Raw genomic sequence first — 18,441 nt, forward strand, 5'->3', positions numbered from 1 at the left:
CAATGTCTGGCCGTCTAGGTAGATGCCTTCCGAGCGCCCACCTCACCCTCCCCACGAGGCACGTCACGAACGACCGCAAGAAGCACGTCACGAACCACCGCAAGAAGACCGAGCCGGACACCCGCCTCGGGGTCGATCATGCCAGGGGGGTGCGGGGACTGCGGTTGCGGGTGAGGGGGCCGCGTCCCGGTGGCCCGGTGGTGGTTCGGCGGGGTCCGGCGCGGCGTGCCCGTGAGCCCGGCGCGGTGGGACTCGCGGGGTCCGGAGAGTTCGGCTTCGGATACAGAGCGGGGGCCCGGACCACGCGTCGCGGTCCGGGCCCCGTCCTGTCCTGTGCGGCGCCGCCCTGAGGCGGCGTGGCGTCAGCTCTGTGCGCTGTCGTCGCTCGTCTGCTCGGCGCTCTTGGCCGCAGCTGCCTTCTCGCGCATCTTGCGCACCAGCTCCGCCTTCTGGTCGGCGACGTTCTGGCGGTCGCGGTTGCGGTGGGGGCCGTTGTTCTGACGTTCGGCCCGGGACAGCTTCTTGCGCTGGCCGCCGCCCTGGCCCACGGGGTTGTTGATGTTCTTGCTGTCGGTCACGGGCTCTCCCGGTGAAGATGTGAAGTGATCTACGGATTCATCGGTGGGGGACGGGCGCGACATCGAGGGACGTCAGCAGGAACCCGTCACACGCTCACTCGTAAATCGGTGTCTGGAAGAACATGACAAAGACGTTACCCGGTCCGGTGGGCCCCGCGCGCCACACTTTCTTGCTGCCCGGCCTCGGCCGGACGAGCGGGGGACGCCCCTTCGAGAGCACGGCAGGGCCGCCCCGGCGAGCAGGGGGTGGGGACCAGCGGGGCCGGGTCCGCGCATGCTCCCGGGCTCCCTCCCGGGGATCCGATGACCCGCGCTCGGGCCTCAGCGGGAGCTGACCTCGTCGGCGGCCGAGGCCGAACTGCCGTGGGGTGGCCGACGCAGAGGCTCACGTAAGCGCTCCGGCGGTTGGCGTGCCCGTGGGAAGAAACCGACGAAGCCACGGCCATACGTGAAGTACCGCTCAGACAGAGTGAATTCAGCAGCCAACAGGTGTAGTGCCGCCCGCGAGGGTCGCTGCGTCGCACAAGGAACTCTTGGCTTTCTGCTCCTGGCTGCGGGCCGTATTCATCTGAGTCTGGGCTTCGGTGTAGTTCTTCGCAGCGACGGCGGCGACCGCGGCTTTGTTGGCGGTAGTCGCCGCCGTCACGTTCTGGCCCGCGCTGGTGAGGTCCGACTGGATGGTGGCCTCGTTGGTGACGCCGGCGCACCCTTGGGCCGCCGCGGTAATCGCGGCGGTCGTGTCCTGGTTGTACTGGAGGGCGCCCGACGGGTCGAAGGCTTGGAGATCGTCGCTCGTGATCGCGTCGTTGTTGCTGTTGCCGGCTTTGGTCGTCTGTGCCTGACAGGTGGCTGTGTCGGCGTGGGCCGGGGCAGCCACCGCGACTGCCAGGCCGGCCGAGACGAGCAGCGCGGACAGGATGGGGGTGATCACGCGTCCGGGTCGGCTCACAAGTTCCTCCGAAGAAGCGGGACCGTGCGGACAATCCGCTCGGTTTCACGAGGTCAGTGTGCTGACGAAGCCGGTTGCCAGCTACTTGGAACTGGCCATACGAGTTCCGTCGACCTCCCCGCTGTGGGGCGACGATCCACGGTCTGCCGAGCGAACCGAGCGAACCGAGCGAACCCGGCCACGGCCATGAGGTCCGGCATCGCCGGAGAGGCGGCGGGAGAGGCGACGGGCCGTCGGGGCGGTGATGCCGAGGTGGATGCTCGCTTCGGAGCGCGCCGGGAGTCTCGCCCAGTCGCGAGCCGGGCGGCGGTTCTGTGAAGCGATCGACCATTCGCGAGCGGGTCTACAGCCAGTCCCGCCGCTTGAAGATGAAGTACAGGCTCACGCAGACCCCCGCCATCAGCAGGATCGCGAACGGGTAGCCGAGCGCCCACCCCAGCTCCGGCATACGCTCGAAGTTCATGCCGTAGATCGTGCCGACGAGGGTGGGTGCAAACAGGATGGCGGCCCACGACGAGATCTTCTTGATTTCTTCGTTCTGCTCGAAGCCCGCCTCTGCCAACGCCCGCATTTCCGCGTTCTGTTGCTGGGTCACCAGGGTGGCGTTCACGGTGAGGATGTCCGTGAGGGCCTGGCGGAAGCCGTCGACTCGTTCGCTGATGTGGGTCACGTGGTCGGCGACATCGCGCAGGTAGCGCTGGAGTTCTTCGTCGGTGCCGTACTTCGCGAAGCCGGCCATCAGGCCGTGCAGCATGCCGACCAGGGGGCGGGTGGCGCGTTGGAACTCGACCATTTCCCGGGAGAGTTCATAGATGCGGCGGGACACTTCCGGGTCGCCTCGGAAGACTTCCGTCTCGATCTCGTCGATGTCGTTCTGGACGCCCGAGACGACGGGCGCGTACCCGTCCACCACTGCGTCGAGGATCGCGTACAGCACGGCTTCCGGGCCCAGCGCGAGGAGTTCGGGGTCCTCCTCCATGCGGCGGCGGACCGCGGAGAGGTCCGGGGCGGCGCCGTGGCGGACCGTGATGAGGAAGTCCCGGCCGGTGAAGACGTGGAGTTCCCCGAAGTCGACCTCCTCCGGGGCGTCGAGGTAGCGGGCCGCGCGCAGCACGACGAAGAGGGTGTCTCCGTACCGTTCCAGCTTCGGGCGCTGGTGGGCTTCGAGTGCGTCCTCCACCGCGAGCTCATGCAGGTCGAACTCGGCTGCCAGGGAATGCAGTTCGGCCTCGGAGGGGCGTTGCAGGCCGATCCACGCCATGCCGTCGGGCGTCTCGCGCAGCTGGCGGAACGTCTCCGCGAGGGTGCCCGGCGATGCGATGTGCCGCCCGTCCCGGTACAGGGAGGACTGGACGATGCTCCCCACCCGGCTGCCGGGCTGTGCCCCGTCCTCGCTGTCCTTCGTGGGTACGGCGCGGGGAGCCCCGGGCCGAGCCCCGGCTCCGCCGGGAGCCGCCGCTGCTCCGCGCGTACCGGCGCTGGAAGCCGAGTCCGGGGGAGGGGGCGGTGCGGCGGAGGGCTGCCGGCGCCAGGAATGGAGCTTCGATGGTCGCGCGGGGCGGCCGCGTCGTTCGGGCATGGCCACCTCACCTCCCGCTCTCCGACCGGCCCGGCGGGCGGTCGTCACCTTCGTCCGTATGCCCCCGGAGCAGGATATACGCCTCAAATGGCGCGGGCATGGATGGCGGATGTCGGTTGGTGGGTGGCGAGGGGTGGATGGGTCTGGGGAGGCGGGGGTGGGAGGCAGCGGGGTCACCTTCCATGTATGCGGCTCGCCGCCGGCGCGCTCCGGCTGTGAGAGCGCTTCCAAGGGGCGGCGGGGCGGCGGCGTGGCGTGGCGGCGGGGCGTCGAGGGGGCGGTGCGGCGAGGGGGTGCGGCCCGGGAGGGCTGGGTCTGCTCCCCTGCGCTGGGCCCGGCCCCGCTCTCGGTGTGGAGTACCGTGCGCGCCATGGCCTCGACCGCGCGCACCGGCGCACCCCGGCACGACCGCCCCGTGCTCTCGCGCCGTGCGCTCAACCGCGCCACCCTCGACCGTCAGCTCCTGCTGCGACGCAGTGCCACGCTCTCGCCCAAGGACGCCGTCGCCCACCTGCTCGGGCTGCAGGCCCAGAACGTCAAGCCGCCCTACTTCGCCCTCTGGTCACGGCTCGCCGGGTTCCGGCCGGAAGCGCTCTCAGAGCTGATGGAGCAGCGCGAGGTCGTGCGGATCGTCACCATACGATCCACCATCCACACGCACACCGCGGCCGACGCTCTCACCCTGCGCCCCCTCGTGCAGGCCGCACGGGACCGCGAGCTGAACGCGTTCCGCAAAGGGCTGACCGGGGTCGACACGGACCACCTCGGTGACGTCGTACGCACCCTGGTCGAGGACCGGCCGCACACCATGAAGGAACTCCGGGTCGCGCTCCTCGCCAAGTGGCCGGACGCGGATCCCTTCGCCCTGTCCGTCGCCGCCCGCTGTGTACTCCCCCTGGTACAGGTCACCCCGCGCGGCCTGTGGGGCCGCAGCGGCCAGGTCGCGCTCACCACGATCGAGCGCTGGCTCGGCCGCCCGGCCCAACCCGTGCCCGCACCCGACGAAACCGTGCTGCGTTACCTGGCAGCCTTCGGTCCGGCCTCGGTCAAGGACATGCAGACCTGGTCGGGGCTGACCCGCCTCGCCGGCGTCTTCGACCGGCTGCGCCCCCGGCTCGCGCTCTTCCACGACGAGAACGGCATCGAACTCTTCGACCTGCCGGACGCCACCCGCCCGGCCGAGGACACCCCGGCGCCGGTACGCCTCCTGCCGGAGTTCGACAACCTGCTGCTCTCGCACGCCGACCGGACTCGCGTCATTCCGGCCGAGTACAAGGGACGCAGCTGGAGCGGCAATCAGGCGCACTGCACGCTGCTCGTGGATGGGTTCCTCGCCGGGATCTGGCGGATCGACGAGCAGAAGGGCGGGGGCGCCCTGCTCACCGTGCAGCCGTTCGGCAAGCTCGGGCGGGCGGATCGCGCGGAGGTGGCCGAGGAGGGCGCGCGGCTGCTCGCCGACATGACCTCGGCCACCTCTTACGACGTACGGTTCGGGGATTTCGCCGCCGTCTGAGGGGGCTTCGGTTGCCTGAGAGCGCTTCCGCCGTTTGGGTGCGGATCCGGGTGGGCGGACGCTGGATGGGCTGAGAGCGCTCTCGCCCGCACGCACCCGCCCGCTCCCGGCTCCCTCAGGTCGGCGCACGGTCCTCCGCACGCCGCACCGGCCAGTTACGCCGCCTCTACATCGCCCCGCAGGCCACGCCACCTTGGCCCCGGCCCGCTAGGAGCTGTCCGGCCGATCATGTGTGGATCCGGATGACGAGGGCTCCCGCGGGCACAAGCTCGAACTGGGTGCAGTGCACCCGATGGCCGGGCCGACGACCCAGGTCCGGCCGCGGTCACATGATCGGGCGAACAGGGCCGGTACGGGCACCCCAGGGCAACCCGCACGTGTCGTGTGTCGGCCCCGGCACCAGCCGCAGTGCGCGGCGCCCCCCCGGCTCAGGGCGGGCGCGGCGCCCCCCCCCCCGCTCAGGGCGCGGTGGCTTCCCAGGCCGCCTCGATCATCCGGAAGACCTCGTCCACCGTGGCCATGGGATCGTCCGCCCGGCAGGCCAGCGCGTAGGCGTCGATGGCGAACCGCGCGGTTGCCTGGCAGGCCGTCGCACTCCGGGACAGGTGGGGATCGGCGGCCAGCGCCGCTGCCAGCGCCTGCGCGTGACGCAGGCTCATCGAATCTTCGTATTCCCGCAGGGCGGGCGATCCCTCGATCATGCGTCGGACGGGGGCACTTCCCTCCGCCGTGCAGTGCCGCACCAGGGTCCGGACCTCGCGGTGCAGCGCCAGGATGAGCGGCTCACGCGGAGGCCGGTCGGTTACCGCCCTAGTGAGGCGCTGCTCGAAGTCCTGGTCGCGCTCGAACACCAGGGCCTCCTTTGAGGCGAAGTGGGCGAAGACAGTGGTGACGGCCACGTCGGCCTCGGCCGCCACGTCACGGATGCCCACGGCGTCGTACCCGCGCTCCAGGAAGAGGCGCAGAGCGGTGTCAGCGATCTTCTGACGGGTCGCGGCCTTCTTGCGTTCGCGGCGTCCGGGCAGCTCGGTCATGCCCTGACACTACCAGGTAGGAATTCCTAACCGTTGTGAAACCCTAACCGTTAGTGCTAGCTTCGTTCGCATGAGGAAAGTTACTTTTGCCGAGTTCGGCGGTCCCGAGGTCCTGCAACTGGTGGAAGCCGAGGAGCCCCACGCGAGCCCCGGCCGGATACGCATCGCCGTACGGGCGGCGGGTGTCAATCCCGTCGACTGGAGGATTCGGGAGGGCCAGGTCCTGGGAGCCCATCCGGTAGAGCTGCCCGCCGGGGTCGGACAGGACGCCGCCGGGGTGGTGGATGAGGTCGGCGAGGGCGTCGAGGGGGTCGAGGTCGGCGACCGCGTGTTCGGCGAAGGCGCCGACACGTACGCCGAATTCGCCGTGTTGTCGGCCTGGGCCCGGATCCCCGAAGGGCTGGCCTTCGAGGAGGCGGCCGGGTACCCGTCGGTGGTGGAGACCGCGCTGCGCATCATCCGCGAGGTCGGCGTGCGGGCTGGGCAGACGCTGATGGTGAGCGGCGCGTCCGGCGGCGTCGGGTCGGCGGTGCTGCAGATCGCCCGCGCGCGCGGCATCACGGTGATCGGCACGGCCGGGGCTGCGAACCAGGACTACCTGCGTGGCCTGGGCGCCCTCGCCACGACCTACAACGAGGGCTGGGTGGAACGGGTGCGGCACCTGGGTCGGGTCGACGCGGCCCTCGACCTGGCCGGCTCGGGCGTGATCCGCGAACTCATCGAGCTGACCGGGGATCCGCGCAAGGTCGTCTCCATCGCCGACCTCGGCGCGCCGCAGCTGGGCGTCCGGTTCTCCGGCGTGGCCGGGAGCGTGCCGGACGCGCTCGCCGAGGCCGTCGACCTCATCGCCCGGGGCAGGCTCCACATCCCAATCGAGAAGTCGTACTCGCTCGCCGAGGCAGCGGCGGCTCACACTGACAGTCGCGCCGGCCACACCCGCGGGCGCCGGGTCCTGGTCGTCTGAGCCGCGGCCCGCCCGGCATCGCACATCGAACGGCCGGTCACTGGGTGCACCGCCCTCAACCCGCCGGTGCACCGCCCTCAGCCCGCCGGCGCACCGCCCCAGCCCCGGCCCGACTCGCTAGGCGCTCAGCGCGTGGCCCCTGCGTGCGCACAGGGGCGGGGTCTGGCTCTGGCGGCTGTGCGGGACCGGCGGGGTGAGGACCGGGTCGACGGTCAGACTCGTTACGCCGAGCGGCGCCGAGAGCGCTCTCAGCGCTGGTTCCGCCAGCCGGATCCACCTCTGCTCGCCGCCCAGGACGGCGGCCAGCCGGTCCCGGCTCGTGAATCCGACCGCGGTGCGTGCGCCGAACTCGTCGCGCAGGAAACGGAGTTGATGCCCTCCGGCAGAGCCGAGCCGAACCGGCACATACAGTGGCCCTGCCGGGCGGCGTTCGTCGGGATCGGCGTCCTCGATGGTGAGGCTGTCCATGGTGTCCTCCGGTGGGGAGTGCGGATGCCGTACGCGTCATGCGCCCGTGCGTCTGAAGTTATGCCCCCGGTACCGCCCCGGTCTCCCGCGATGACGCGGTATTGACCCCGCCGCCACCGTTTTTGACGCGTTCCTGTTGCAGGTCGGCGCGGGGGCGCGGGTCGGCGTAGGCGGGTGGTGCGCATGCGGTGCCGCGCGACGGGTTCATCCCCCCGGGTGTCGGGTGGAGTGTCGCCGGGGAGGCGTGGTTACCGCAACGCGCCCTGCCCATTGCGGTGTTGGCGATCCGCGCCGGTGCCGTGCCGAACGCGGAGCCGTGCGGATGAATTGCGTACCGTACCGGTGTCCACACCGACACGGTGCCGCCCCACGCCGGAGCCGTGTCGTTCCGCCCCGTGCCGGGACGGAGCGTGGCGCGCGCCCGCGCCGATGCCGAACCAGCGCCGGGCCGTGGCCGGACCGATGGCGATGCTGTGCCGTCCTATTGCTACGACGAATACGACCAAGCCGTGCCGATCCCGCCCGGTCGCTACTGCTGCACCAGAGCCGAGCCCGTTCCAGGCCTGGGTCGGTTCCGCATCCTGGGTGCCCCTGGACACGGCTCCGGCGGACCGGCCCGGAGCCGTGTCGATGACGCTGCTGCCTTTGCACCCCTCCATCACCTGCCCCGGCGCTGCGCTCAGTCGGCGCGGCCCGTCGCCGCCACCGTCACGCCGAGCCCGATCATCGCGAAGCCCCCCGCGCCGCCGATCAGCGACAGTCGTCGTTCGGAGCGGGCGAACCAGCCGCGGGCCGCCGCCGCTCCCAGGCCCCACAGGGTGTCCGTGATCAGCCCGATCGTGATGGGGATCAGTCCGAGCAGCAGCATCTGCGACGGCAGGTGCCCGGCCGTGTGGTCCACGAACTGCGGCAGTACCGCCGCGAAGAACACGATGCCCTTCGGGTTGGTGACGCCCACCAGGACGCCGTCCGCGACCGTCCGCAGATCGCCGTGGGCCGGCCGGGCCACGGCCGCCGCCTCGCCGATGGACGCCACCCCGAGCCGCATGTCCTTACGGTGCCGGTAGGCCTGCACCCCGAGGAGTACGAGGTACGCGGCACCCGCCAGCTTCACCGCCATGAACACCGACGCCGAACGCTCCACCAGCGCGCCGATCCCCAGCGCCACCGCGCACACCAGCACGTAGGAGCCGAGGACGTTGCCGAGGACCGTCGCGAGAGCGGTACGTCGGCCGTGCGCGAGGGCCCGGCCGATCACGAACAGCACGCTCGGTCCCGGGATCGCGATCACAAGGAGGGACATCGCGGCGAAGGCGAGATAGCGATCGGTGGACACCATGTCCGTCATTCAACCTCACCCGTGCCCAGGAGCCCAGGGCGTCGACCACTCCCGCTACCGGCCCCGCCCGGCCCCACCCCGGCGCTTCCCGCTCCGGCCCTCCCCGCGGCCCCTCCGCACGCGAGGCCCGAGCCCTCCGCACGGGAGGCCCGCCCCTTCGTAGCCGGGGCCCCGGAGCGCTCTCGATAAAGTCGCCCGCATGGAATTGCGGCAGCTCAGCTACTTCGTCACCGTCGCCGAAGAGCTTCACTTCGGGCGGGCCGCCGAGCGGCTGCACATCGTCCAGTCGGCGGTGAGCCAGCAAATACGGCGTCTGGAAAGGGAGTTGGGGCGCGAGCTGTTCGACCGGTCGTCCCGGCACGTACGTCTCACCGCGTCCGGAGAGCGGTTGCTTCCCGAGGCGCGCGAGGTGCTCGCCGCCGCCGAACGGGCCAGGGCCGCCGTCCGCGAACGCTCCACTCTGCGGCTCGGCACCAGCAACGGGCTCGGCGAGCACCTCGACCGCGTGCTCGACGTCTTCGCCCGGCTCGCTCCCGACACCGCCGTCGAACTGACCTCCGCGCCCGCGCGCGAGCGCCTGGCCCAGGTCGCCGACGGCCGGCTCGACGCCGCCTTCGTACGCGCCCCGGAACCCGTCCCCGGCCTGCGCGCCGTGCCGCTGTGGCAGGACCCGCTGGTCGTCGCCCTCCCCGCCGCGCATCCCCTCGCCCGCCACGAAGAGATCGCGCTCTCAGAGCTGGCCGCACTTCCCCTGTGCATCACCGAACGCCGCTCCAACCCCGCCCTCGTCGACCTGGTTGTGGGCGCCTGCCACGCCGCCGGGTTCGAGCCGGTCCCGGGGCCCGTCGGCGGGTCGCTGCAGAACACCCTGGCCGCCATCGGGACCGGCTCACTGTGGACCGTGGTGTACGCCGCCCACGCCCGCGCGCTCCACACGCCCCGCGTCGCCTTCCGGCCGGTCCGCGCCCCGGGCCTCTCCCTGTCCACCGCCCTCGTGGTCGCCGCCGAGCACCCCCCGGCCTCCGTCGAGCTGCTCCTGAGAGCGTGTTCAGTCGATCCGGAACCGATCTGACCAGCGACGATCACGAAAGCCGATCGCTGCGGTCGCGCTCTGACTCTTGGTCGGGCGGTACGGATCCGATGGACTGGGGTCACGCCGGTGAGCGGCCCGGAACACCGGGAAGCCACCGCTGACAGAGGAGTTCGGCCGTGCCCGTCGTCACCATCCAGCAGGGTCCCCGCGACGTCGAGCAGAAGCGCGAACTGGTCAAGCGCGTCACGGACGCGTTCGTCGACGCGTACAAGCTTCCGGCCGAGACGGTCCAGGTGTGGATCCACGAGGTTCCCAAGGACAGTTGGGGCGCGGCGGGGGTGCTGACCGCCGACAAGTAGCCGCGAGCGCCCCGAGGGCGTCCCGGGGCGTCACGCGGGAGGCCGGCCGCACGGGGGTCGGACGGCCTGAGGACCGTCCGCCGAGAGCGCTCTCGGCGCGGCGGGCGCCGAACCCGGCATCCCGCCGTCCCCGCCGCCCCCGCCGTCCCGGTCCCGCCCATACCGCCGCCGCCCGTACGCCGCCGCCGCGGTGAGCGGAATTGCCAGCGCCGCCGCCGCCCCGAACAACGCCTGGAATCCGCCCTGTTGGGCCGGACCGGAGGCGAGTTCCGTACCGAGGGCGCTGCCCAGGTACAGGGCCACCCCGAACAGGGCGATCCCACTGGCCCGTGCCTGCGGCACCAGCAGGGTCGCCCACGCCTGCACCGTCGAGTGCAGGAACGCCCATCCGCCGCCGAGCAGCACCGCGCCCAGGCCCAGCGTCACCAGGGACGGGTGCACCGCGGCCACGCCGTAGGCGAGCGTGACCTGAGTGCCGCCCAGCACGATCAACGCGACCGGGCCGAGGTGCCGGGCGGTGCGTCGCACCAGCTGGGCGCCGCCCATCGCCGCGACCCCGTACAGCGCCGCCACCGCTCCCGCGGTCCCCGGGGCCGCGCCCAGCGACTCCAGGGCCGGTGGCAGATAGGTGAAGCAGCCCAGCAGGACGCCGCCTTCGAGCAGGGCCACACCCATCACGTACCACTGCCACCGGGACCGTACGGCCGTCCGCAGCGCGCCGCCCTCGCGCGGTGCGAGTGCGGGCTCGGGCAGCCGGCGCAGCGCCAGGGCCAGGCAGGCGGCGATCAGTCCCGGGAGCGCGAACACCAGGCGCCAGCTCACCCAGTGGGCCAGCGCTCCGGCGACAACGGTGGCCAGCGCCGTGCCCAGCGCGAACGCCGACATCAACGAGCCGAGCGCACGGTGCCGTTCGGCCGGCGCCACCGTGTCGCCCACATACGTCAAGGAGCCCGCGATGGCGGCCGCGAAGCACGCTCCGGTCAGCCCGCGCGCCACGACGAGCGAGACCGCTCCCGGCGCCACCGCCGATGAGAGCGCTCCCAGTGAGGCCGCCGCCAGCGACAGGCGCATCACCCGCACCCGCCCGAAGCGGTCGCTCGCCATGCCCCAGGCGGGCTGGGCGAGACCGTATCCGAGGGTGTACGCGCTCGCGGCGGCCGCGGCCGTGCCGAGCGGCACATGCAGGGCCGCTCCGATGAGTACCAGCATCGGGGCGATCGAGAAGCGGTCGAAGTTGCTGACGAGCCCGGCGGCGCACAGAAGCCCCCGACGGGGCGGTGAAGAGGTCATGTCCCCAGCTCAGCAGGGCGAGCCGGGCCCGTGTCCGCTCAGCCGATTACCATCACTCACACCCTCCGAACCCCGAACCCCGAACCCCGATCCCTCCGAACCCCTCAGACCCCGCCCCCTGGACACCGAGGCAGGCTGACCCTGACGGACTCACCCGACCCCCGCGCGGAGCTCGGCGCGTTTCTCCGCTCGCGCCGCGAGCGCCTGGCGCCTGGCGAGTTGGGGCTGCCCGTCACGCCGCGCCGCCGCACCCCGGGCCTGCGCCGCGCGGAGGTCGCCGAGTCCGCGGGCATCAGCGTCTCCTGGTACGCGTGGCTGGAACAGGGCCGGGTGCGCACCTCGGCCCAGGTGTTGCGGGCCGTCGCGCGCGCTCTCCGGCTGGACCCCGCCGAGACCGCCCATGTGCTGTCGTTCGCGGAGGACGCCGCGCCGCCGCCCGCCGCGCCGGCCGGCTGGGTCTCGCCCCACCTGCGTTCCTTGGTCGACGCGCTGCTTCCGCACCCGGCGATGGTCATCGATCCGCACTGGGACCTGCTGGCGTGGAACAGCGCGTACGCGGCGCTCGTGACCGACCTCGCCCGGCTGCCGCCCAAGCGCCGCAACATGCTCTGGCTGGTGTTCCGCTGGCCGCCGTGCCGGACCCTGCTCGCCGACTGGGAGCCCGAAGCGCGCACGCTGCTGGGCCAGTTCAGGGCGCGGGCAGCCCGTCGGCCGGACGATCCGAGGTACGCCGAGATCATCGAGGCGATCAGTGCGGACGCCGACGCCGCGCGCTGGCTCGCCGAGCGGGAGACCGCCGAGTTCCGGCCGGCCGTGAAGCGCTTTCGGCATCCCGCGGCGGGCGAGTTGCGTCTGCGCTCGGTCAAGCTCGCCGCCGTCGACGAACCCGGGCACCACTTTCTGGCCTACCTTCCCGACGACCCCGCGTCCGGTGTGTCCCTTCTCGCACTGGCTTGATGCGTGGCCGGGCGCCCCGCTCGCCGCTCTGAGCAGGTCAATTCGTCGTTTCGGCCGCTGGAGGCGTCGGCAGGTACCAGACTGCGTACGACACATGCAGCGGATCTTGCGGACAGGGGAGAAGAGCGATGCGGACACCGATGACGGTCTCGGACTTCCTCGACCGGGCGGAGCTGGGGTTCTCCTCCAGTACCGGCGTCGTCGACGAGCCGGACCAGCCGGCCCCGGCGGTGCCCGGACTGACCTATGGCCGGTTCGCCGAGCGGGTCCGCGCCTGGCAGGCGGGGTTCGACGCGCTCGGTGTCGGCGAGGGCGAGCGGATCGCGGTGGTCAGCCACAACTCGGCGCGGATGCTGGAGCTGCTGTTCGCGGTGCCGATGAGCGGGCGGATCTGCGTGCCGGTCAACTTCCGCCTCAAGCCGGAGGAGGTCGAGTACGTGGTGCGCCAGAGCGGCGCGTCGGTGCTGCTCCTCGACCCCGAGGTGGACGAGGCGCTGTCCGGCGTCACGGCGCGCCACCGGTTCGTGCTCGGCGAGCAGACCGAGAGCGCTCTCATGCGCTTCGGCGTCGCGCCGCGCCCGTGGTCCAACCCCGACGAGGACGCGACGGCCACCATCAACTACACGTCCGGAACGACCGCGCGCCCCAAGGGAGTTCAGCTGACCCACCGCAACATCTGGGTCAACGGCCTCACGTTCGGACTGCACACCCGGGCCTGGGAGCGCGATGTCTACATGCACACCCTGCCGATGTTCCACTGCAACGGCTGGGGCATGCCGTACGTGATGGCCGGGCTCGGTGTGAAGCAGGTCGTGCTGCGCAAGGTCGACGGACCCGAGATCCTGCGCCGGGTCGAGGAGCACGGCGTCACGCTGATGTGCGGCGCCCCGGCCGTGTGGAACGCGGTGCTCGACGCGGCGGCGTCGTGGCGCGGGGAGATCCCGGGCCGTGACCGCGTCCGCGTGGTGTGTGCCGGGGCTCCGCCGCCGAGCCGGATGATCCAGCGGATGGAGGAGGAGCTCGGCTGGGAGTTCCTGCAGATCTACGGGCTCACCGAGACGTCCCCGCTGCTCACCATGAACCGGACCCGGCCGGCCGACGAGGCGCTCCCGGCCGGGGAGCGGGCGCACCGGCTGTCGCGGGCCGGGGTCCCCGCGCTCGGCGTGAAGCTGAAGGTGTCCGACTCCGGCGAGGTGCTCGCCCGGTCCAACGTCGTGCTCGACGGCTACTGGGAGAAGCCCGAAGAGAGCGCGGCCGCGCTCAGGGACGGCTGGTTCCACACCGGGGACGGCGGCACGATCGACGAGAGCGACGGCTGTCTGACGATCTCGGACCGCAAGAAGGACGTGATCATCACCGGCGGCGAGAACGTGTCGTCGATCGAGGTCGAGGACACGATTTTCAGCCACCCCGACGTCGCCGAGGTCGCCGTCATCGGTGTGCCGCACGAGAAGTGGGGCGAGACGATCAAGGCGCTCGTGGTCCTGGTGGAGGGCGCGTCCCTCACGGAGGCCGACGTCATCGCGTACTGCAAGGAACGGGCGGCCCGTTACAAGGCGCCGACCAGCGTCGAGTTCCGCGAGGCCATTCCGCGCACGGCCACCGGCAAGATCCAGAAGTTCAAGCTGCGCGAGCCGTACTGGTCCGGCCTTGAGCGCGAGATCAACTGACGGACCGGGTGCGGCAGGGCCGGGCGGGACGATCTTCCCGGCGCGTGAGGGTAGGCAGGTCACGGGCGGTCGGGGCATGCTGGATGTCCCGGCTGAGGAAGTGAGGCGCGCTGCGATGGTGACTTACTCGTACGCCCATGGGGTGAGCGACACCGCCCTGCTCGGCGACACGATCGGCGCCGATCTGGACCGGACGGTCCGGGCGCACGGGGAGCGCGAGGCGCTGGTCGACCAGGCGTCGGGACGGCGCTGGACCTACGCCCAATTCGGCCTGGAAGTCGAGCAGTTGGCGTCCGCACTGCTCGCCGTCGGCGTCGCCAAGGGCGACCGGGTCGGCATCTGGGCGGTGAACTGCCCCGAGTGGGTGATGGTGCAGTACGCCACGGCGCGGATCGGTGCCGTCCTGGTCAACATCAACCCGGCCTACCGCGTACACGAGTTGGAGTATGTCCTGAAGCAGGCCGGGGTCTCGGTCCTGTTCGCCTCACTGGCCCACAAGACGAGCGACTACCGGGCGATGGTGGAGCAGGTGCGGAGCGGCTGCCCGGCGCTGCTGCGCACCGTCTTCATCGGCGACGCGGGGTGGGGCGCCCTGTTGGCGCGCGGGAGCGATGTCCCACGCGCGGAACTGGCGCTCCGCGAGGCCCAGTTGTCGTGCGACGACGCGGTCAACATCCAGTACACCTCGGGCACGACGGGCTTCCCGAAAGGTGCCACGCTCTCCCATCACAACGTCCTCAACAACGGTTATTTCGTGGGGGAGTTGCTCGGCTACACGCCTGCCGACCGGATCTGTGTGCCGGTGCCGTTCTACCACTGCTTCGGCATGGTGATGGGCAACCTGGCGGCCACCTCGCACGGTGCCTGCATCGTGATCCCGGCGCCGTCCTTCGACCCGGAGGCGACCCTGCGTGCCGTGGCGGCGGAGCGCTGCACGTCGCTGTACGGCGTTCCCACCATGTTCATCGCGGAGCTGAACCTGCCCGGCTTCGCCGCGTACGACCTCTCCTCGCTGCGCACCGGGATCATGGCGGGCTCGCCGTGCCCGGCGGAGGTGATGAAGCGGGTGGTGGCCGACATGCACATGGCCGAGGTGTCCATCTGCTACGGCATGACCGAGACCTCTCCGGTCTCCACGCAGACCCGGACCGACGACGACCTGGAGCGGCGCACCGGCACGGTCGGCCGGGTCATGCCGCACGTCGAGGTGAAGGTCGTCGACCCGGCCACCGGCGTCACCGTCGCGCGCGGGGAGCCGGGCGAGCTCCGCACCCGTGGCTACAGCGTGATGCTTGGCTACTGGGACGAGCCCGAGCAGAGCGCGGCGGCCATCGACGAGGGGCGCTGGATGCACACCGGTGACCTCGCGGTGATGCGCGAGGACGGGTACGTGGAGATCGTCGGCCGGATCAAGGACATGATCATCCGTGGTGGCGAGAACGTCTATCCGCGGGAGATCGAGGAGTTCCTCTACGGGCATCCCAAGATCAGCGATGTGCAGGTCGTGGGCGTTCCCGACGAGCGGTACGGCGAGGAGATCCTGGCCTGCGTCATCCCGCGCGACCCCGCGGATCCGCCCACCCTGGACGAGGTGACCGCGTACTGCCGCGATCGGCTCGCGCATTACAAGATCCCCCGCCACCTGCGGATTCTCTCCGCCTTCCCGATGACGGTGAGCGGCAAGGTGCGCAAGGTGGAACTGCGGGAGGCGTACGGCGCCTGAACCCGCCCGGGGCGCCCTCAGGTGGCGGCCGCGACGAGTCGTCGGGCGGCCTCGTTGACCGGCGCCGGCGTCCCCGTCAGGTCGAGCACGAACAGCGGGACGCTCAGGGCGTCGGCGCGTTCCAGGGCGTCCCGCGAGTATCCGGCGAGCGAGAAGTGCACCCCGCGGGCCTCCGCGGTCATGGCGTGCAGCCACAGGCACTCGACCGCCCGCAGTGAGGCGGGCCGGGTCGTCGGGTCCACCCGGGCGACCAGGCCCCGGCCGCGCAGATCGATGCCGGAGGCGGGACGCGGCTCGGCCCGGTACAGATCGCGGAAACCCAGCCAGGCCAGGTAGAGCGCGGCTGCCGTCACCGTGTCCCGCGCGGTCCGGATCGTACGGGGCCTGAACGCCCTGCGGGTCCGCGCGCCCGCGGGCCGGGGCGCCGCCGGCGCGGGCGGGGGAGGTGCGGGCGGCTCGCTCGGGAGCGGCGGGGCGGTCACGGGGCGCACCGGCACCCTGAGGACCGTCCCGCAGGAGCAGCCGAGCTCCGGCTGCGGCCACTGGCTCTGCAGGTCACAGGCCCGGCACCGGACAGTGACCCACGTGTCCGTCCAGGTCCGGTGGGTGATCGGGGAGGGCGGGGCGCCCCGCTGGATGGGCGGCGCGAGGGGGGCGCCGCAGGCGCAGGGGTAGGCGGGCGGCACATAGACGTGGTCCCGCCCGCAGCCCGGACAGCGCACCGGTACGCCCTCGCCGTTCATCCGCCCCCGCATCCACGACCTCGCCGGCGCGACCCTCACGGGGCGCGCGCTCCCTGTGCCGGACGAGCCCCTCCGCCGCCGTCGTGGGGGCCCCGCGATCCATGGTCCACCAACGGCGACCGCCGCGTGGCGCATTCGCGCATCCCGGCCCTCCCTTGACGCGCTGGCGAAGCCGTCCTACATTGCTTCCACATAGCAGAATGATACTTCCGCATTACGGAAACAAGCTCGAAGGTGGCGCGGCCAGGCGGCGGCGCCTGAGCCCATTCCGCCCGGCCGAAGCAGGAGCACCCCATGCCTCGTATGACCGCTGCCCGAGCGGCAGTTGAGATCCTCAAGCTCGAAGGCGTCAGCCACGCCTTCGGCGTGCCGGGCGCGGCGATCAACCCGTTCTACCGGGCGCTCAAGGAGGGCGGTGGCATCGACCACACCCTCGCCCGCCACGTCGAGGGCGCCTCCCACATGGCGGAGGGATACACCCGCGCCAACCCGGGCAACATCGGTGTCTGCATCGGTACGTCGGGCCCCGCGGGCACCGACATGATCACGGGTCTCTACTCCGCGATCGGTGACTCCATCCCGATCCTGTGCATCACCGGCCAGGCCCCGGTCGCGGTGATCCACAAGGAGGACTTCCAGGCGGTCGACATCGCCTCGATCGCCAAGCCGGTCACCAAGGCCGCGACGACCGTCCTGGAGGCCGCGCAGGTCCCCGGCGTCTTCCAGCAGGCCTTCCACCTGATGCGCTCCGGCCGTCCCGGCCCGGTCCTCATCGACCTGCCGATCGACGTCCAGCTCACCGAGATCGACTTCGACCCGGAGACGTACCAGCCGCTGCCGGTCTACAAGCCGACCGCGAGCCGCGCCCAGATCGAGAAGGCCATCACCTTCCTCCTGGAGTCCGAGCGCCCGCTGATCGTCGCCGGTGGCGGCATCATCAACGCGGACGCCTCCGACCTCCTGGTCGAGTTCGCCGAGATCACCAACACCCCGGTCATCCCCACCCTCATGGGCTGGGGCACCATCGCCGACGACCACGAGCTGAACGCCGGCATGGTGGGTCTGCAGACCTCGCACCGCTACGGCAACGCGACGTTCCTGGAGTCGGACTTCGTCCTCGGCATCGGCAACCGCTGGGCCAACCGTCACACCGGTTACAAGCTCGACGTGTACACCCAGGGCCGCAAGTTCGTCCACGTCGACATCGAGCCCACCCAGATCGGCAAGATCTTCGCTCCGGACTACGGCATCGCCTCCGACGCCAAGGCCGCCCTGGAGCTCTTCGTCGAGGTCGCCAAGGAGCTGAAGGCCGCGGGCAAGCTGCCCGACCGCTCCGCCTGGGTCGCCTCGCACCTGGAGCGCAAGTCCACGCTGCAGCGCCGTACGCACTTCGACAACGTGCCGATGAAGCCGCAGCGGGTCTACGAGGAGATGAACAAGGCCTTCGGCCCGGAGACGCGTTACGTCACCACCATCGGCCTCTCCCAGATCGCCGGCGCGCAGATGCTGCACGTCTACAAGCCGCGCAACTGGATCAACTGCGGCCAGGCCGGCCCGCTCGGCTGGACCATCCCGGCCGCCCTCGGTGCCGCGACCGCCGACCCCGAGGTTCCCGTCGTCGCCCTGTCCGGCGACTACGACTTCCAGTTCATGCTGGAGGAGCTGGCGGTCGGCGCGCAGCACAAGATCCCGTACGTCCACGTCCTCGTGAACAACGCCTACCTGGGCCTGATCCGTCAGGCGCAGATCGGCCTGGACATCAACTTCCAGGTCAACCTGGAGTTCGAGAACATCAACTCCCCGGAGCTGGGCGTCTACGGCGTCGACCACATCAAGGTCGTCGAGGGTCTGGGCTGCAAGGCGATCCGCGTCACCGAGCCGGACCAGCTGCTGCCCGCGTTCGAGGAGGCCAAGAAGCTGGCCGCCGAGTTCCGTGTCCCGGTCGTCGTCGAGGCGATCCTGGAGCGGATCACGAACATCTCGATGAGCCGCACCAACGACATCAGCGACATCAGCGAGTTCGAGGAGCTGGCCACCGAGCCGGGTCACGCCCCGACGGCGATCCGCCCCCTGACGGCCTCCTGACCGCGGTGTCCTGATGCCCGGTTCCCGGGTCATGGCTCCGTGAGCGATGGCCTCGGGAACCACGGTTCTCCGGAACCACGGTCCTCCGGGACCCGGCCTGCGCGCCGGGGCTCGTGGCACCGCCCGCAGACGGTCCGGCCCCCGTTCCCCCGCACTG

The 18,441-nt window shown here is 71.4% G+C and carries 15 protein-coding genes and 1 pseudogene; 8 read left to right on the top strand and 8 right to left on the bottom strand.

The genetic code is table 11. The annotated features are described in order from the left end of the window. Nucleotides 1–362: 362 nt before the first annotated feature. From OOJ98_RS24320 to OOJ98_RS24330, 3 genes are all read right to left on the bottom strand, one after another. A complete protein-coding gene (locus OOJ98_RS24320) occupies nucleotides 363–578 on the bottom strand; it encodes a DUF6243 family protein (protein WP_267057143.1) in 216 nt (71 codons plus the stop codon). 475 nt (nucleotides 579–1,053) lie between these two features. After that, nucleotides 1,054–1,509: a hypothetical protein gene (locus OOJ98_RS24325; RefSeq protein WP_267057144.1), complete on the bottom strand. Its 456-nt coding sequence runs from the start codon at nucleotides 1,507–1,509 to the stop codon at nucleotides 1,054–1,056. 361 nt (nucleotides 1,510–1,870) lie between these two features. Further along, nucleotides 1,871–3,106: a magnesium and cobalt transport protein CorA gene (locus OOJ98_RS24330; RefSeq protein WP_267057145.1), complete on the bottom strand. Its 1,236-nt coding sequence runs from the start codon at nucleotides 3,104–3,106 to the stop codon at nucleotides 1,871–1,873. 370 nt (nucleotides 3,107–3,476) lie between these two features. On the opposite strand from OOJ98_RS24330, the gene OOJ98_RS24335 reads away from it, so the two are divergent. Then, a complete protein-coding gene (locus OOJ98_RS24335; protein ID WP_267057146.1) occupies nucleotides 3,477–4,619 on the top strand; it encodes a winged helix DNA-binding domain-containing protein in 1,143 nt (380 codons plus the stop codon). A gap of 458 nt (nucleotides 4,620–5,077) precedes the next feature. On the opposite strand, the gene OOJ98_RS24340 is transcribed toward OOJ98_RS24335, so the two are convergent. Then, the gene (locus OOJ98_RS24340; protein WP_267057147.1) at nucleotides 5,078–5,653 is read right to left on the bottom strand and encodes a TetR/AcrR family transcriptional regulator; all 576 of its coding nucleotides are present in this window, start codon (nucleotides 5,651–5,653) and stop codon (nucleotides 5,078–5,080) included. 70 nt (nucleotides 5,654–5,723) lie between these two features. Between OOJ98_RS24340 and OOJ98_RS24345 the strand changes: the two genes are divergently transcribed. Then, nucleotides 5,724–6,617 (top strand): NADP-dependent oxidoreductase, encoded by an 894-nt coding sequence (locus OOJ98_RS24345; protein ID WP_267057148.1) that lies wholly within the window; start codon nucleotides 5,724–5,726, stop codon nucleotides 6,615–6,617. Between the two features lie 117 nt (nucleotides 6,618–6,734). Here the strand turns inward: OOJ98_RS24345 and OOJ98_RS24350 are convergent, their stop codons facing one another. Together OOJ98_RS24350 and OOJ98_RS24355 are read right to left on the bottom strand one after the other, a co-directional pair. Next, nucleotides 6,735–7,085, bottom strand: a complete 351-nt coding sequence (locus tag OOJ98_RS24350) for an SAV_915 family protein (protein ID WP_267057149.1) — start codon at nucleotides 7,083–7,085, stop codon at nucleotides 6,735–6,737. A gap of 679 nt (nucleotides 7,086–7,764) precedes the next feature. Next, nucleotides 7,765–8,424: a LysE family translocator gene (locus OOJ98_RS24355; protein ID WP_267057150.1), complete on the bottom strand. Its 660-nt coding sequence runs from the start codon at nucleotides 8,422–8,424 to the stop codon at nucleotides 7,765–7,767. A gap of 199 nt (nucleotides 8,425–8,623) precedes the next feature. On the opposite strand from OOJ98_RS24355, the gene OOJ98_RS24360 reads away from it, so the two are divergent. Then, a complete protein-coding gene (locus OOJ98_RS24360; protein WP_267057151.1) occupies nucleotides 8,624–9,496 on the top strand; it encodes a LysR family transcriptional regulator in 873 nt (290 codons plus the stop codon). A 134-nt stretch (nucleotides 9,497–9,630) separates the two neighbouring features. Continuing rightward, nucleotides 9,631–9,816, top strand: a pseudogene (dmpI, locus tag OOJ98_RS24365) (4-oxalocrotonate tautomerase DmpI); the annotation flags it as partial. 30 nt (nucleotides 9,817–9,846) lie between these two features. Here the strand turns inward: dmpI and OOJ98_RS24370 are convergent. Then, nucleotides 9,847–11,106 (bottom strand): MFS transporter, encoded by a 1,260-nt coding sequence (locus tag OOJ98_RS24370; RefSeq protein WP_267057153.1) that lies wholly within the window; start codon nucleotides 11,104–11,106, stop codon nucleotides 9,847–9,849. A gap of 30 nt (nucleotides 11,107–11,136) precedes the next feature. Between OOJ98_RS24370 and OOJ98_RS24375 the strand changes: the two genes are divergently transcribed. From OOJ98_RS24375 to OOJ98_RS24385, 3 genes are all read left to right on the top strand, one after another. Next, the gene (locus OOJ98_RS24375) at nucleotides 11,137–12,063 is read left to right on the top strand and encodes a helix-turn-helix domain-containing protein (RefSeq protein WP_267057154.1); all 927 of its coding nucleotides are present in this window, start codon (nucleotides 11,137–11,139) and stop codon (nucleotides 12,061–12,063) included. 128 nt (nucleotides 12,064–12,191) lie between these two features. After that, nucleotides 12,192–13,733, top strand: coding sequence for an AMP-binding protein (locus tag OOJ98_RS24380; RefSeq protein ID WP_267057155.1), 1,542 nt, complete (start codon nucleotides 12,192–12,194; stop codon nucleotides 13,731–13,733). Between the two features lie 115 nt (nucleotides 13,734–13,848). Continuing rightward, nucleotides 13,849–15,456, top strand: coding sequence for an AMP-binding protein (locus OOJ98_RS24385; protein ID WP_267057156.1), 1,608 nt, complete (start codon nucleotides 13,849–13,851; stop codon nucleotides 15,454–15,456). Between the two features lie 17 nt (nucleotides 15,457–15,473). Here OOJ98_RS24385 and OOJ98_RS24390 read toward each other — a convergent pair whose 3' ends face one another. Next, nucleotides 15,474–16,199: a hypothetical protein gene (locus OOJ98_RS24390; RefSeq protein WP_267058219.1), complete on the bottom strand. Its 726-nt coding sequence runs from the start codon at nucleotides 16,197–16,199 to the stop codon at nucleotides 15,474–15,476. Between the two features lie 303 nt (nucleotides 16,200–16,502). On the opposite strand from OOJ98_RS24390, the gene gcl reads away from it, so the two are divergent. Beyond that, nucleotides 16,503–18,284 carry a glyoxylate carboligase gene (gene gcl, locus OOJ98_RS24395; protein WP_267058220.1) on the top strand — a complete coding sequence of 594 codons (1,782 nt, stop codon included), beginning with the start codon at nucleotides 16,503–16,505 and terminating at the stop codon, nucleotides 18,282–18,284. The last annotated feature ends 157 nt before the right edge of the window (nucleotides 18,285–18,441 follow it).

The organism is Streptomyces sp. NBC_00083 (assembly GCF_026343295.1).
GTDB lineage: Bacteria > Actinomycetota > Actinomycetes > Streptomycetales > Streptomycetaceae > Streptomyces.